The organism is Ancylomarina sp. YFZ004, from assembly GCF_054254355.1.
This window is the reverse complement of sequence record NZ_JBTCHQ010000004.1, coordinates 1-15,864: the sequence shown is the minus strand read 5'-3', so window position 1 is coordinate 15,864 and position 15,864 is coordinate 1. Positions and strand designations below refer to the sequence as shown.

Sequence of the window (15,864 nt, the reverse complement as noted above, 5' to 3'; positions counted from 1 at the left end):
ATATTCGTTGGCGATAACCAGCCTTTAGTATTTTCTAATTTTGTTTATCAAATAATCGCTTCCAAGTAATTCCTGACAAGCCATCACTGCACTGATAGTAACCCCCAAAATCCCATGCATATTCAAATTCTGCCCCGTAAACAATAGATTGCTTACCCTTGATTTTGGTGTGACCAAAGACAGCATAGGATTGTCTGCATCTTTCATAATACCATAAGCGGATCCCTCAGGTGTTCCTGTATAATCCCTGTAGGATAAAGGTGTTGAGGAATAAACTGATTTGACATGTTTTCGAATGCCCGGAAAACGTTTCTCCACGGCTCTCAATAGGCGTTCTGCTTTTTGCTGCTTAAAATCGTAATAAGCCTGTGGGCGATTCTCTCTTGTGGTATGCTGCCACTGACTCAATTCATCGAACTTCATATAAGTCAATACCGTTAAACCATTGGCATGCTTTCCACCTTTGATATTGGCAGGGGAATACATCATAAAATGCTCTGGCCAATTCTTTTCCTGATATTTTGTTCCCCAAACATTGGCATTGGGAAAATGATGGTAGTTATAATTGAACTGATCCAAGCTCTCTTTGTTGAGTACAATGTAGAGACTAAACATACCCACCGAATTTTCAAGAGATAGAATACGCTTGCGATAAACCTTGCGCACCATATTCTCTGAAAGAAGTTTAAGTGTTGCTGCCGGATGGGCATTGGAAATCACCTGCTTTGCTTGCAAGCATTCTCCGCTTTCCAAACGAATTTGATTAATACAGCTGTTCTCTCCTTCGAGTGCCACAACACGAGCCTGTGTACGAATCACTCCCCCATTGGCCTTGATTCCCTTTGCCAAGAGTAAAGCCAATTGAGAACTTCCGTTCACCAATCGCCAGGAACTCTTTATAAAGGAATAATTGATCAGCGAATGCATATACATAGGCGTTTGTCCTTCAACACCAGCATAAAGTGAATTCATACCAGCCAATACCTTTTGGAGTTTAACATCTGCAGTACAGGATTGCAGGAATGCTGATGCAGATTGTTGCTGTCCCAGACTTAGCATGTCGTAATGATCGGATTCCAAATTGTAAAAGGGGAAACCATTACAAACATCTCCCATTTGGCTCATGTAATTTTGCAGATTCGTCCGCTCTTTGGGAAAGAATTCGCACATCCGGTCAATAAAATGATCATGCCCCTGAGCAAAAGGATACTCAATACCTTCGCTAGCCAATGAGATTTTATCAAAGGCATCACCGTCCAGACGCTGGATTTTTAAATCATCCATCAGTCCCATATAATTAAAGTAGCGGTACAAAACCTCCCCTTCGCCCAGACTCTCTGTGTAGTTAAGTCCGGTATTGAACAGAACACCTTCCTTAGCAAAAGACTGCAGTGTGCCCCCAATGCGTTTATCCATTTCGAGCACACAAACCTTCATTCCCTCTTTCGAAAGAATGCTGGCAGACACCAAACCGCCTAAACCACTGCCTATTATTATAACGTCGTACTTTTCCACTTAAACTTCGTTCTTTCTTTTGAGTTTGTAAATCATGTTCGAAGTGAACTTTGTTTGATCAAAGCGTTCGATGTCGAAATCGTTTTTATGAGCAAGGTCTTCAATTTTCTTTCCTGAAAAGAAGAATAAGTCATCGTAATTCGTTTTGTTGAAGTGCAGCAAGCGTGTAGAAAAAAACTCTGTTAGCTTGGTCCCCCTTGTGCGTTTCTCCAAATCAGTATCAGCATCACGAATGATGATTTGACCGCCAGTATTTAAATTCCTCATGCACTTTTCAATACAAATCGTTTGAAGTGACTCAGGCATGTAGTGGAGCACATCATTTAGAATAAAGGTATCCGCTTTGGGTGGTTCTACTTTTGAAATATCACAGATCTCGTAAGTCAGATCCTTTATCTGCTTATGAGCTTGTATAGCTAAGGAGATCTTTTTCTCATCGTAGTCGAGGGCGTATATCTCACGGGACGGAGAGGTAAACTTTAGCATGGCAGCTAAAAAACCATAACCACAACCCAGGTCGCAAACAACACCACTACGAGGAATAATCTCGTTGAAAAAATTATAATTGTGTTCCAATCGAATCTTCACCCGTAGATACCATTCCAGAACAGGCCCCTTGTAAATGTAGGACTGTATTAATTTGTTGGCATAATAGTCTGGATTTTCTACCTCCAAGCTCATTTTATCAAACTCCAATTTAAAGATATTCCGCAACTGTTTACTTCGCGCCACATAAGTATCCAAGTCACTAAAAAGCGCTTTATCAATCGGATCAAACATTTTAAGTGTAACCTGACCATTTCGAAGGAAAAACTCATTCCGATCCATACAATGATCGGCACCATGTATCAAAACAGGCAAAATATCAAGATGTAATTTCTCAGACAAGAATACCGCTCCATTGTGAAAGCGTGCTATTTTACCATCCCTAGTTCTTTTTCCCTCAGGAAATATCAGAATGGAATAACCATCGTTCACACATTTTTGGAGAGGTTCAATGGATTCATCCATTCCCTTACTAATGGGGTAAAAGTCGAGGAATTTAACGACCAAACCATAAAATGGGTTGTTCCATACCCAATTATTGGTCAGTACCACAATTTTAGGATTTAGCATAAAGATCAGAACCAAATCGAGATGCGATTGATGATTGCTCACAATAATCTTTGGCGTGGACAAATCGAACTTAGCACGATTGATAAACTTCTTTCGAATACCAAAAATACTGTAGACAATGATTTTACTGAATAACTGAACCAGTCGATGAAGAATATACTTTTTACTTTTCATACGAATGGGAAGAATCAACAAGATAGGAATGATTCCTGTTAAGGTGGCGCTACCCGTTATAAATTGGATAAAAGCAAATAGGGATGAAAATAGATTAGAAAGATTTACAGGCATTTTTCGTTCTTTTCCCCCATTGAAATACAAAAATCGATAACACATGGGTAAGAGTGTAAAACTCAAAAATAGAATAGAACCAATACCAATAATCGATAAAGCAGCAATTGACTTTAATGCCGGATGTTTGGCAAAGATCAAAACGCCAATGCCTGCAAAAGTTGTAATGGCAGAGAGTAATATGGATAGCTTGCTCGACTCCAATTCATTTGTGCCATACTTTCGATTATCAATCAGTGCATTTAATATGAAGACCGCATAATCAACACCCAACCCGAATATAAAAGTAGAAATAATGATATTGAAAATATTAAACTCAATACCGAACAGCCCCATTAATCCCAGTGTCCAAACCCAACTCAATAGCAAAGGTATCATGGCAATAATTGCCAGTTCGAATCGACCGTAGGCGATCAAAAGAACAAGGAATACAGCAAGTAGCGAAATCCAAACCAAACGATTAAAATCCGACTTAAGCGTATCTACCAATTGAGAGGAGAAGTATTGTTTGTCCCAAAGAACGGCATCGTGATCAACTTCAATGGCTGAATAAAGTTGCTTTTTATCCTTTTGATCGACTCGTAATGTATTCAAAAGATAGACTTGGTCACCTTTTTCCTTAAGTAGGGATGAAAAGAGCCCCTTAACAATGAAAGACTGATCATCATCTGATAAAAGGCTGTAATTTTTAGACAGCAAATACTCAAAAGATGAAAAAGCCTCAGGCTTAAAATGATTTCCAAGCCCTGCCGTTTTTATTCGTTCAATACAAGATCGCTTGGTATCCTCAGTCCAGAAGGCATGCCAACGATCCAGTCTTATTTGCTGCTCAGTCTTCGATTTCAGGATGGTACATGGGGTCGAAATATTACGAATGACTCCCGTTTTCTGCAAGGAGTCCAAGGTGGCATCATAGCTCTCGAATTTGCTTAAAGCCTCATCGACCGATTCGCCTCCCACTACAAAGAAAACAGAACGAAAAGCCTCCGAACTTATCGTTTTAAGTTTCTGTTCAGTCTGCTTTAAATAGTCCGTCTGATAATTTAGGGCATCCAAATCGGTATTGAAAACAACTCGGCCAGATGTGTATAAAGAAACAAGTGTACAGACCAGAATCAGCCACTTAGTCGTTTTAAATTTATCGAACTCGATGATTACAATTTTATCGAGAAAGGGAATACTCTTCACTTTCTTTAAAGATGATTCAGATTCCAGGAATTGAGGGGTGATAATCAGTACAAACAGAGCCGCACTCAGAATACTTATCGCAGCAAAAACACCCAGTTCCTTTAAAGCCGGAGAATCAACAAAATACAAACACAAAAAGGCAACCGCAGTTGTAATACTACTAATAAGCAATGGCTGAGACAAAGAATCAAGGAAGCCCTTAATCGATCGGGTCGATCGGTAATTCACATAAGCATGAAGTGTATAATCTATTGTAATACCCATAAGAATGGATCCTACACCCAAGGCAATTGCCGATATAGAACCATGAATCCAATAGAAACTGCCCAAACTGACTGAAACACCAAAGACAACAGGCAAAAAGACTAAAATGAAAATTCGCCATGAGCGAAACAAGAGACTGATCAGTAAAATTAACAGCACGAGTGCCAGGCTAACTGTAAATAAAATATCCTTCTTAATTTGATTGGCATTACAAACAGCAACAACAGGTGCACCATAATAATCGAGGGTACACTGATCGTTATCAACTTCCGTTTTGGCTTGACTAATGTGTTCTACTAGAAGAGCATTATTCCCAGTATCGGAAGAAGCAAAAGCAGACTCCATAAAAAAGAACAAGTGGTGCCCATCTGCTGAAAACAAATAGTTTTGATGCAATTTGTATCCATTACCGAGTTGCAAACGCTTCAGTTTTTCCAGAATCAATGGTGTAAAATGCAAGGGATCATTCAGAATAAAAGATCGCATACCGATACCAGCAGGTGTCATTAAGGCTTTAAAATTTCCTTGTAGCGTTCTTTGAATAGATGAATTCTTAATTCTATTGGACAAGGTTTCATAATCCTCTTCTTCGAGAAAGAGAGGCAGATTTCTATAAAAAACATCATAAGCCATACTCACCTGATCGTCTTCAATTCCTAAGCTAATCTTCTTTATCAAAGAATCAGCAGGGCTTAAAGCCTCAACAAATTTAGTGGCAGTTACAATTAAAGAATCGTAAGCTGGTGCTATGCTGGTATCGCGTTGAGAAACAACAAGCACAATCTTATTCGAGAAATCGATATTATCCATCAACTGGCTGACCGTTTCGGTCTCTTCGGTATTCATCAAAACCTTCGAGATATCCTCTTCCAGATGAATTTTAGATATGCCAAGCCATAAAAAAGCAAACAAAATCGATATTGCAACAAAACTAACAACACGAAATCGCTTTATAATTAAGAATATACTCCAAAAAAAAGTCCCCATCAAAAATTCTATTTTCTTCTAAATACTAACAACAACAGATATGAAACACTCCCACTCAAAAAACCTGAAACAAGAGCCAGAACAAAACTACCAACGACATACTGCAATAAATTATTCGTTATCGAATCAAGGCCAAAACCATCAGAAAAGTTCAGGTCAGCAAAAGGCAGTCCCATGGCTATAGCTCCCGTACCGATACTACCGAAAATGATCAGTGGAATCATAGGTGGAATGCTAATATTAGCCGCTACAATTACAAAGGGTTTATGCAATTTCATGAGATAAGCCAATCCCAGAGCAACAAGCATTTGATAGCCCCAAATGGGTACAATGCCCATAAAAACCCCGAAGCCTATAGATGCTGCCAACTTAAAATTGCCTTCGCCTTTGATATCGAGGAAAGCTTTAATATTCTTCCAAGTGAGATTCTTTAAAAAGTCACGCGGTTTGATGTAGGCAAAAGCGATGAAACACAGAATGGTATTGAGTACACTAATCCGAAAGAAATCCTTGTAAGGTCGAAAATGACTGACTCTATCCTCTCCCTGATCGTAAGTGATTTGAACAGGTTCTGAAATAATCGGAATACCTCGCCATGAGGCACGAACAGGGACTTCAATCTCATATTCGAATTTCGTGCAATAAAACTTGAGTTTGGAAAGTTCCTTAATGGGATAAACCCTGTAACCCGATTGGGTATCAGGAAGAGTAATACCCGTTTCGACCTTAAACCAAAAATTCGAAAAGCGATTGCCAAAACTACTCCCACCAGGTACATCATCCTGACTCATGTTTCGAGCCCCAATAATTAAAGCATTGGGTTCGTCTTTTAATCGAGAGATAAGCTTAGGAAGATCTTCAGGAAAATGCTGACCATCAGAATCTATGGTAATGGCATAATCGTAGCCCAGTTCCAAAGCCCTCTTAAAACCATTTCGTAAAGCACAGCCTTTCCCCTGATTCTTAGGATGGGTCACAACTTCAAGTGAAGCCTGACAGCCTACGAGAATATGAGCTGTTGAATCGGTTGATCCATCGTTCACAACAATAATGTGCTGGGTATGCACACTCACTCTATCAATGACATCAGCAAGAGTTCTGTCGTTATTGAAGCTTGGAATGAGGACACAGACCTTTAAGTCATCGAATAAATTACTTACAGACATCTACTCTCCCCCTTAATTTAAAATAGACACAGCTGTCGGTATAAATACTGGCTTTAATTTTATAGCCCTTTTCAAAGTCTTTAGCTGAGATATCCATAAAAACAGCTTCAGATTCATTGGGTACCCACATGCTAATAAACTTCATATCGGATACCGAATTGAAGAACAGGTTCTGGCCCAGATGATCGCTCAAAATCTCTTTCACCATCTGCATCTGACAAACACCCGGTGTAATAGGGTTGTCTGGGAAATGCCCCTTGTATATTTCATGATTGGCTTGAATGTTCACTTTAAATTTCAATGAAGCCAAAGCTTCCCCCTCCAGATGTTCGTATGTATATAATGTATTCAGCAACATGACTATTTGATTCGTTTAAGATTCATCTTCAGTTTTACAGGTCGGTGTTGAATGCTAATGAAATTGGCAACACCAGCGTTTAGCTCCTCAAACTGAATATGGGTTCGATTTAAAAAGGCTTTCGAAACAATTTCCTGCATTGTTCCCTCCTTATAAGTATAGAAATCACGCGTATTTTTCTTCTTGTATAAAGTTTGTTCTTCTTTATCACAACAGCTGCTCCTGACTTGCAAATTGGCTTGTTTAGGTGCCTGGGTCAGCAATAAGAAATCGTGATGCAGCAACTTGAACAGACTCTTCTTTTTTATGGGTTCAATACAATAATTCAAATGATAAGCCTCAGCTGTAAAACTCATGTCGAATAGGGTCATGCCCACTTCCGACATCAGAACCATACGATACTTATCATCAGCTTCCATTTTAAGGGCAAAGATCCCCGAAAAATAATGCTTGTAAATATGGATACTTCCCCGAAAAACAGACTGATTCACACCTTCTGCAAAGAGAGGGGTACTCTCCACAGGAAGCACCTGCTTTTGCAGACTCGTGGCAGGTCGGCTTGTACTGCACGAAATGCAAAGCAAGCAAAAACTAATTAGGACTAAAAGTACTCTCATCTATCCTTGTATTAAATTCTCTATCCTTAAACATGATTTTGGTGAAGTCACCTGTGGATTCTATCATATTGATACTGCTGACAGCCAAATCTGATTTTTCGAAATGAATTTCGACACCTGAAATATAAGCTTTCAAAGCTTCACTCTGAGGATTTAAGGTCAATAGGTACTGTGTGGATGACTCCTTCAGATTCATGACAAAATCTTTATTCTTACCCAAGTCACCTTTTATGGCACCCAACATCAAATCATTTATCTGTTTAAATACAGCATTTGAGCTGGCATCAAAACTATTCGTCTTATTCTGATCTTTAATGATAATCTTGTCGCCATTGAATAGAATAAGGTACTCGAAGGGCTGCGTGTATTCCCAACGAAGCTGATTCTCTTTTTTAAAGCGAAACAAACCTTCGGATACAATGGCTTCGGTCATGAAGCTTAAATGTTTTTCCTGAACAAAACGACTCTTGATCGTTTCAATGGATGCCGCTACCTTATTGATCTCCGTATGAACTGATTCAATATCTTTAACAGGTTTAAACGTCTGCCCCATTGTAGAAACGGATAAGAACAGACTGCAAACAAGCCCGAGTAAAAGTTTCTTTATATCTATTGGATTCATAGTCTTAATTTTAAGATGGTTTACACGTATAATATGACTTAGTCCCTTTACCGGGCTTAGGAGCAAACTCGTTTGAACATCAGTTCGAATCGAGCCTTGCACTCTTAAAGCCCTTTTCCTTGAGGAAGACCAATAGATGCTCCAAAATGAAAAGGATGGGCGTCGAATGATCATGTAGCAAAACAATATCGCCCGACTTTAAATTTCTTTTGATTTTATTCAATGCCTTACTCCCATCACTATCCTTGGTATCGAATGAGCGAATGCTCCAGCCCACTGCTTTCATATTCAGTATGGCTACTGCTTTTGCTATGCTTGGGTTGCTAACGCCAAAAGGCGGACGGAAAAGCTGGCAAGCCTTCCCTGTATAGCTTTCGATTAGCGTATTCGTTTTCTGCAATTCCTCAACAATAGTCTTCTTCGATTTCATGGGGAAAATGACAGTATGCGAATAGCTGTGATTGCCAATAAAATGTCCTTCGTCATACAAGCGCTGTGCCAGTTTCGGATTTTCTTCGAGATGCTTGCCGATGCAAAAGAAGTTGGCTTTAATTCCATATTGCTTCAAGAGATCCAAAACAGCCTCCGTTTGTTCCTGCGGTCCATCATCAAAGCTCAGAAAAACATGCTTATCCGTATTAGGGATCTTGCAGGTAATGGGCATGAAAAATTGCCAGCTCACGTTTACCACACCGCAAAATACCAAGGCAGAGTAAAGTAAAAAGCATGAAAGTAAGACCAGACACCAATAAGCAAAGCCCATCCATCCAGTAATAATGCACAGAACAGCCACAATGGCAAAAATGATATTTGTTAAGGAAAACTTTAACATGAGCTCACTACTATAAATGAATATGAATTGGCTTGTGAGGCATTCACAATTAAAACTTTATTGAAGGCCCTGTCTTTTTCTCCCTGTAAACAAGCTTCCTCACCAATACCTGCATTCAGAATGGCTCTGTGAGCCATCCACAAAGCAAAACTCGTGTCGGTATCGAAACAACCCGAAAGATGTTTGAAACCTGCAACTGTTGCCGCTTCAAAATCGGATCTCATCAATTGAGCTAAGTCTTTTGTATGGGCTGTACCATCCAGACCCAATACCAATAAATCGATATCCTGGCAGCTTAAACCTTGTTTGGCGAGAAATGCCTGAACCAAGCAATTTAAATCTGTCGATACTGAACGATGAATTTCAACATCAATCAATTGAGAACAATTGGAGGCCTCCTCCTCGGATGAAAGAACAACAAATCCAGCTCCTTCGCCTAGAACAATTCCCTTATTCTGTGATTGCATCAAAGTCGACTTATCAAGAACACTTTCCGATAAGCAGCCCATTTGTTTCCACAAATCCAAACTCAATGGCGTATGTTCATCAAAACCACCGAGCAAGACATTTTTGGCATCACCTTCCTCCAGCATCATAATCGCATCGATCAAGCCTGCTTCAAAAGAAACCTCTTTTTGCGTATAAGTCAAGTTGGGAATTCGTAAATTTTTAAGAAGCGCAAGCTGACCACCTACCGCATTATGTGTTGAGCGTATAAAAGCAGTTGGGTTCATCAATTTCTCACCATTCTCGTGCATTTGTTTCAGAAAAACGCCTGTATCATCAATACATCCTAAACCTGTCGTAGTAATGATAGCATCAAGCGATAATCCTTCAACTTGGCTCATGCAATCGAAAGCTGAAACCAAGCTAAACTTGACCAGTCGATTCATTCTTCGCAATTTTGCGGCAGGAATAAAATCTTTGTAAGCAGGAGGAATAATCTGCAAACTCGAATTTTCGGCAGAAACAGTTGTCTTGGGCCAGCTTGTTGCTTGCAGCGTTTCCTGAGCCGAAACCATTGATGATGCTTTTATGTATATTGCCATTTCTATATTTTTGAAAAAACAAGACTGCTGTTATTCCCTCCAAATCCGAATGAATTGGACAACACATGCTTAATTTCTGACTTGCTGTACTTACTTAGCGGATTAATATTAGAATCCTCATCGGCTGATGAAAAATTCAATCCAGCATAAAGCTCCTGATTCTTCAAAGCCATAATCGAAAAGATGCCTTCTATACCTCCACATGCGCCCAAAGTGTGTCCCGTAAAGGATTTGGTAGAACTAAAAGGAGGAACATCAGTGCCAAACAAGTTTTCGATAGCTTGAGCTTCGGAGGAATCATTATTGGGTGTGCCTGTTCCGTGGGCATTGATATAGGAAACATCAGAGCAGGTAATTCCTGCCACATCCATGGCCTTTTGCATAGACAAACTAGCCCCTATCCCTTCGGGCGACGAAGCCGTTTGATGATGAGCGTCGTTTGCATTAGCATAACCTGATAAAATGGCTAAAGCCTTATTCGATTTTGCCACCTCTTCTGCTTCCAACACAATAAAGCCAGCCCCTTCGCCGAGATTTAAACCCGCACGAGTTTGGTCGAATGGACGGCAATGTTCGCTGTCTAATATCATCAAACTATTGAACCCATTAAGAGTAAAACAAGACAAGGCATCAGTACCTCCAGCAATCACACGATCGGCACGTCCCGATTTAATCAGGCGAGCACCCATCATAATCGCATTAGCTGCTGAAGAACAAGCCGTGCTGTAAGTTGTTGTGAATCCGTTTACACCAAGAAAAGAAGCCATTTTTTCGGTAGTGTCGCCACAAGAATGAAGGCTTAAAATCTCACTTAAATTTTCCTCTGCATCGAAATCGCCGATTTGCTCGGTTAAATCCATACCGCCAACCGTTGTTCCCGAAATTAGGGCACAGCTTTTCAGTTCATCCGAAGATAAATCAGCCATCTCTACAGCCTCACGACCAGCAAGCATAGCCAATAAACTGGTTCGAGAGACTGGCTTATCGACAGCAATACCCAATTGAGATTTCAGTTCCACATTTGAATGTTTCACTTCTCCTAAAACAAACTTATCGCGAAGTCTTGTTTGCAGGTATTTAATCGAACCAATACCCGAATGCCCTTCCTGAAGTGCACAGATATTTTGCTCAAGACCAATGCCCAAAGCCGACACAATACCTAAACCTGTGACAACAACTTTTCTCGACATATTAATTGAATTACTTTAATTTATGAATTCGCCTTAATGTATTCAGCCATTGAAGTTAATGTGGCAAACACTTCGCGTCCTTTATTTGGATCAGCGATTTTAATACCATAATCTCTCTCCATTAAAACGATTAATTCTAAGGCATCAATCGAATCAAGACCTAAACCATCACCAAAAAGAGCTTGATCAACTTCGATCTCATCAGGCTCAATATCTTCTAAATTCAACTGCTCAATTAACTTGATCTTCAATTCTTCAATTAATGCTTCCATTCTATTATTTATTTAATTTGTTAATATTCTCAATACTAAAAGGACAAAGCCCGGTTTCTGATTTGGATACCAGAAGTAATTTTGCCGAATATGAGGTTTCACTTTCGTAATTCACCCAACCCACAATTGCTATTTGAGTCGACGTGTTCAGAAAGACCAATTCGGTTTGTTGATGCAGTAAATGCGCATCGAATGCTTGGGATACAAAGAAATAATTTTCGCCCTTCACCTTGTTTCGGATGGCAATTTCACCCATCATGATATTAGGCAAGGTATAAACGAACAAAGCCGGACTGGCAATATCATGGGTACTTTCCCAGTAGGCCATATCAGTAGCCAATGTGGCTTCGGAATTCCCAAATACCATAGCAATTTCTTCGTCTTGGTAAGTTTCACGATCGAAATTCTGAAGCAAAACTTCGGTGGCCATAAAGGCCAGCTTGCATTGCGCATCCATTTTATAAAACTTGGGATACGAAAGGCTTTTACTTTTATAAAAGGCCTTCAGAAAAGCTTTTAACTCTCCCTCATCCGATACGAACAAACTGCCTTGAGCATCAGAGATCTGACCATATGATAGTGTACACTGATTTATGATTTGCATAGTTCTGTTTTTGAATAAAGTACCGCTCCATTGCAACCCCCAAAGCCTGATGCTATTTTAAGAAAGGAATTGAACTTTAAATCTTCGGTTTGGCGCATCAGCCTAATAGGTTCAGACACCCCGTATTCCTGATGCCCCAAAGTGCCAATAGCCTTTGAATGATCCATCGCGAAAAGCGTGGTAATGGTTTCGATAATACCTGCTGCGCCTAAGGTGTGACCATAAAAAGCTTTGAGGCTATTCACAGGCACATCCTGCAATTGCGCCAGGGTAATCGCCTTGGCCTCCATCTCGTCGTTGTATGGCGTAGCTGTGCCGTGTGCCGAAATAAATTCGGGACGTACCTGCGATTGCTCAAGAGTCGACAGAATGGCATTGGCAAGACCATCGCCCGTGCGCGAAGGTCCCGATATATGATTGGCATCGTTACTCGAAGCACCAGCCACACAGCGTACCCCGCCAAACAAAGCCTTAGCTTTATCCAGACTGAAAACAAGGCTCCCCGCTCCTTCGCCCAACGACAAACCTGTCCTGTTGGCATCGAAAGGCTTGCAAGGGTTTGCACTGAGCGCCTTAAAGGATTGAAAACCTGAAAGTACAAAGTCTGAGACCAGATCGGCCCCACAAACCACAATGTTTTTGTATTGTTTGTTTTGCAACAAACGTTGAGCTACGACCTGTGCCAGAATGCTCGAAATGCAGGCATTCGAAATCATTAGGGGACGATTCACAGCCCGAAAGTAATCTCCTATTTTTCTGGCACTTTCCCATAAATGAAGAGAATTGCATCGCTCGTTTTTCGTTTCCAGCATACCAACATTACCCTTGGTACTGGCAAGTATAATCAAACAATCCCCAGCCGACATATCTACACCAGTCCCTGATAGGGCATCCTGAATGGAAAGAATACAGAGCTTCTCGAAACGGGATAAATCTGCCTTTAAATCCTGAACCTCACAAAACTCTGTAAAACGTTTATTATCGATAAGTGACAGAGGCTGCTCCGCCCCTTCGGCTTGATAACACAAACCCAATTTACCTTCCAAAACATTCCGGAAGTTTTCATTGGATGTAAAACCCAAGGAACTGATAATATTACTACCTATGATTGATACCTCTTGCATTTGTATATATTTTCTGTCGCCTGATAAACAATAGTCTGTTATATTTGTATTACCAGCACCTACGAGTGCCTACAACTGAGAGTATTCTTAACGACAAACACTTTCAAGACTTAACTTTAAATACTTTCAACTTTTCCCAATAGTCCAACCGATTTTTTCCAATCGGTAAAAAACAGAGGATTGTTTAACAACAGTTGACCATTATTATCGGTGAAAACCTGCACAGTTTTGGCTTTTGCCAGAATTTCCATATTCGACTCCCTGTATATGATGTATTCGAATACAATTTTAGCTGCCGGCGAATCAATAAATCGAGCTTCAACCACAAGCTTTTCGCCATATTTTGCCGATTTCTTATAGCTTAATCTCATGTCGACAATAGGAATCAATAAACCTTTCGAAGCCACTTCCAGATAACTCAAGCCATATTTCAAACCAAAATATTCCCGTCCGTCTTCTAAAAATTTAACGTAACTTCCATGCCACACAACGCCCATTGAATCAACCTCACTAAAACGAATATCTATAGTTTTCTGAATAATCAAACTCATACTTTTTATTTTTTTATAAACTTAGAATCAAATCTCCAAATTAAAGATTTGATTTTCAACCAAGTTTGAATATTCAATGTCTTTTATAATAACCTCCTGCTTTTGACGATACGAAAACCAACATAACAATTAGTTATTATCAAATTGGGAATGAATATCAAGACATCACACAATTAACAATGTAAATTGTCTAAAAATGAACGCAAATATACAAATGAAACAGTAAACTTTGGAGACTTTGTGTTGATAATAATATTTTATAAATCAACAAAACATAAACTAACTAATTATGTGGTGAAACTCTAGACCTAATCGTTTGTTTGAATACATTACAAACACCTCATGGATAACAAGAAATGAAAATAAAGATAAGGGAATAACCTATTTATTTCTTTTCTGGATAGGTATTATTCTCATAAATTAAGTAAACATACAAATCAGTCAATAATAATCAAAATATTTACTAAACACAGAGAACATTAGATCATTACAGCATGTAAAACACTAAAATAAAACATCATACCCTAATCCATCACGCCTCTGGATAAAAGAGATCGTATCGTTCAAATTAATCTTTTCACCATGAAATAATTTGAAATAAATCTGTTTAATATTTTCACTTTCGTTTGTTATTCTACCTCTGAAATAGGTATGTGTCGATTGGGGTGGAAACAAAAACCTAATTGCTTTGGTGAAATTAACATACTCAGCATTCTCTGAAAGAGGTAATTTTAAACGCTCTCCCAGTTGTTTTCGGGCTTTAGTAAAAACTCGAAGTCCATTAAGATTAAAATCTTGCTTATTACTTGTGATGTAAATCCGTTTTTGGATATTAAGATGGTCAACCCACTTGACATGTCCTTTTTGATTAACAGCAGCCGCATTAATAATTAAATTATCAAATAAATCTTTATTTAGACCACTCAACAAGCTATCCTTTACAACACGTTCCAGGTAGTAATTACCAAGACTATGCATAAAAAGACTGACATTGATCATTTTTCCTTGAAAATATCTGGATTGTTTCAATTCTTGAATCAGTAATAACATTTCTTTAAACCTGGAAGCACTATGTTCTATATTCTTTTGGGAGTTCTTAAAGTTACTTAACCCATTTCCTTTTTCCATCCTAGATGGCCAGCTAAAAACAATAATTTTCACACCGTATAAATTCTGTATCTCAAGGCCTCTGGCAGCTGCATCCATAGAAGTTTTCCCATCACCATGAACAAAAACTAGCCAATCATTATTACAGTTCAACAACTCACTAAACTGATCTATTTCATTTATCTTCTGGCATTGAAAGCTAGCACCACATTCGTCAGACCTGTAAACCATTAAGGCATTCTTATCATCAACATAGTTTTTTAATATGCACGATTTATTTTGCAGAGTATCACAAATCCGGTTAGTGATAAGAGGAACAACCAAATCATTATATACAAATTCTCCTTTCATATAATTCTTATAGTGACAACACATTAAAAATGGTATCATTATAAAAAAGTAACACAGCAGAATAATTATCTTCTTCATCATTGAAACTAAATAATGGGATACATCTCCTTAAGTTAAACAATAATTTACAGTTTACTCGCACGTCTCGGATAGAAGACTGATCATCGGCCACATACAGGCTTAGAGATTGCTTCGATACCTTTCCACACCATTGGGCATAATCTCGTACACAGCAGTTTCATGTTAATTCTTTAGCAGAACGCATTTCGCCCATTAATATTGGGAAAGTATTTTATCAGGGAACTTACTAAGTGGAGGTTACTTATTTTGTAAACATCAAGTCGCCAACTATGATTCATAGTTAATACTTAAAAACTAACACATAATAAAGCGGCTTACGATGGACATTTTAGATCCTTACAACACTTGATTACCTACAGAATTACAAAATAAACTTGCAAATAACTTGCAAGTCAAAACAACTCCAATCATAGGCATCTCTATACTAATACATTAACAAGACGACGCTCTTGCCTGGGGGACCAGGGGTCGCAAGTTCAAATCTTGTCATCCCGACAGATTATTAAGGGAAATTCCATGGGAGTTTCCCTTTTTTGTTTCTCCCCCCCTTAGATTGCGTGAAAACAATTCGCATAATCCCAA

The 15,864-nt window shown here is 39.0% G+C and carries 14 protein-coding genes; all 14 read right to left on the bottom strand.

Annotated features, from left to right (window positions below; translation table 11 throughout):
• Positions 1-24: 24 nt before the first annotated feature.
• Positions 25-1,515: a phytoene desaturase family protein gene (locus ACXR6G_RS07835; RefSeq protein WP_458360865.1), complete on the bottom strand. Its 1,491-nt coding sequence runs from the start codon at positions 1,513-1,515 to the stop codon at positions 25-27.
• Positions 1,516-5,358, bottom strand: a complete 3,843-nt coding sequence (locus tag ACXR6G_RS07830; protein WP_458360864.1) for an MMPL family transporter — start codon at positions 5,356-5,358, stop codon at positions 1,516-1,518.
• An 8-nt stretch (positions 5,359-5,366) separates the two neighbouring features.
• Entirely contained in the window at positions 5,367-6,524 is a 1,158-nt protein-coding gene (locus ACXR6G_RS07825) for a DUF2062 domain-containing protein (protein ID WP_458360863.1), read from the bottom strand.
• A complete protein-coding gene (locus tag ACXR6G_RS07820) occupies positions 6,511-6,882 on the bottom strand; it encodes a hypothetical protein (protein ID WP_458360862.1) in 372 nt (123 codons plus the stop codon). Before ACXR6G_RS07820 ends, ACXR6G_RS07825 begins: the two co-directional genes overlap by 14 nt.
• A gap of 2 nt (positions 6,883-6,884) precedes the next feature.
• Positions 6,885-7,499: a hypothetical protein gene (locus ACXR6G_RS07815; RefSeq protein WP_458360861.1), complete on the bottom strand. Its 615-nt coding sequence runs from the start codon at positions 7,497-7,499 to the stop codon at positions 6,885-6,887.
• Positions 7,474-8,121: a LolA family protein gene (locus ACXR6G_RS07810; RefSeq protein ID WP_458360860.1), complete on the bottom strand. Its 648-nt coding sequence runs from the start codon at positions 8,119-8,121 to the stop codon at positions 7,474-7,476. The genes ACXR6G_RS07815 and ACXR6G_RS07810 overlap by 26 nt, the downstream gene beginning before the upstream one ends.
• Positions 8,122-8,200: 79 nt before the next feature.
• Positions 8,201-8,785, bottom strand: coding sequence for a polysaccharide deacetylase family protein (locus ACXR6G_RS07805; RefSeq protein ID WP_458360859.1), 585 nt, complete (start codon positions 8,783-8,785; stop codon positions 8,201-8,203).
• 161 nt (positions 8,786-8,946) lie between these two features.
• The gene (locus tag ACXR6G_RS07800; RefSeq protein WP_458360858.1) at positions 8,947-10,002 is read right to left on the bottom strand and encodes a beta-ketoacyl synthase chain length factor; all 1,056 of its coding nucleotides are present in this window, start codon (positions 10,000-10,002) and stop codon (positions 8,947-8,949) included.
• A 2-nt stretch (positions 10,003-10,004) separates the two neighbouring features.
• A complete protein-coding gene (locus ACXR6G_RS07795; protein WP_458360857.1) occupies positions 10,005-11,192 on the bottom strand; it encodes a beta-ketoacyl-[acyl-carrier-protein] synthase family protein in 1,188 nt (395 codons plus the stop codon).
• 20 nt (positions 11,193-11,212) lie between these two features.
• On the bottom strand, positions 11,213-11,464 hold the full coding sequence (locus ACXR6G_RS07790; protein ID WP_458360856.1) for a phosphopantetheine-binding protein: 252 nt from the start codon (positions 11,462-11,464) through the stop codon (positions 11,213-11,215).
• A 4-nt stretch (positions 11,465-11,468) separates the two neighbouring features.
• The gene (locus ACXR6G_RS07785) at positions 11,469-12,068 is read right to left on the bottom strand and encodes a hypothetical protein (protein ID WP_458360855.1); all 600 of its coding nucleotides are present in this window, start codon (positions 12,066-12,068) and stop codon (positions 11,469-11,471) included.
• Positions 12,056-13,192, bottom strand: coding sequence for a beta-ketoacyl synthase N-terminal-like domain-containing protein (locus ACXR6G_RS07780; protein WP_458360854.1), 1,137 nt, complete (start codon positions 13,190-13,192; stop codon positions 12,056-12,058). The genes ACXR6G_RS07785 and ACXR6G_RS07780 overlap by 13 nt, the downstream gene beginning before the upstream one ends.
• A gap of 116 nt (positions 13,193-13,308) precedes the next feature.
• The gene (locus ACXR6G_RS07775; RefSeq protein ID WP_458360853.1) at positions 13,309-13,743 is read right to left on the bottom strand and encodes an acyl-CoA thioesterase; all 435 of its coding nucleotides are present in this window, start codon (positions 13,741-13,743) and stop codon (positions 13,309-13,311) included.
• Between the two features lie 504 nt (positions 13,744-14,247).
• Positions 14,248-15,201: an alpha/beta hydrolase gene (locus ACXR6G_RS07770; RefSeq protein WP_458360852.1), complete on the bottom strand. Its 954-nt coding sequence runs from the start codon at positions 15,199-15,201 to the stop codon at positions 14,248-14,250.
• Between the last annotated feature and the right edge of the window lie 663 nt (positions 15,202-15,864).

Bases quoted from the DNA above. Each gene is read 5' to 3' on its own strand.
- ACXR6G_RS07800 (WP_458360858.1), bottom strand. From the start codon at position 10,002: ATGGCAATATACATAAAAGCATCATCAATGGTTTCGGCTCAGGAAACG.
- ACXR6G_RS07775 (WP_458360853.1), bottom strand. From the start codon at position 13,743: ATGAGTTTGATTATTCAGAAAACTATAGATATTCGTTTTAGTGAGGTT.
- ACXR6G_RS07810 (WP_458360860.1), bottom strand. From the start codon at position 8,121: ATGAATCCAATAGATATAAAGAAACTTTTACTCGGGCTTGTTTGCAGT.
- ACXR6G_RS07825 (WP_458360863.1), bottom strand. From the start codon at position 6,524: ATGTCTGTAAGTAATTTATTCGATGACTTAAAGGTCTGTGTCCTCATT.
- ACXR6G_RS07830 (WP_458360864.1), bottom strand. From the start codon at position 5,358: ATGGGGACTTTTTTTTGGAGTATATTCTTAATTATAAAGCGATTTCGT.
- ACXR6G_RS07815 (WP_458360861.1), bottom strand. From the start codon at position 7,499: ATGAGAGTACTTTTAGTCCTAATTAGTTTTTGCTTGCTTTGCATTTCG.
- ACXR6G_RS07780 (WP_458360854.1), bottom strand. From the start codon at position 13,192: ATGCAAGAGGTATCAATCATAGGTAGTAATATTATCAGTTCCTTGGGT.
- ACXR6G_RS07805 (WP_458360859.1), bottom strand. From the start codon at position 8,785: ATGCCCATTACCTGCAAGATCCCTAATACGGATAAGCATGTTTTTCTG.
- ACXR6G_RS07790 (WP_458360856.1), bottom strand. From the start codon at position 11,464: ATGGAAGCATTAATTGAAGAATTGAAGATCAAGTTAATTGAGCAGTTG.
- ACXR6G_RS07785 (WP_458360855.1), bottom strand. From the start codon at position 12,068: ATGCAAATCATAAATCAGTGTACACTATCATATGGTCAGATCTCTGAT.
- ACXR6G_RS07820 (WP_458360862.1), bottom strand. From the start codon at position 6,882: ATGTTGCTGAATACATTATATACATACGAACATCTGGAGGGGGAAGCT.
- ACXR6G_RS07770 (WP_458360852.1), bottom strand. From the start codon at position 15,201: ATGAAAGGAGAATTTGTATATAATGATTTGGTTGTTCCTCTTATCACT.
- ACXR6G_RS07795 (WP_458360857.1), bottom strand. From the start codon at position 11,192: ATGTCGAGAAAAGTTGTTGTCACAGGTTTAGGTATTGTGTCGGCTTTG.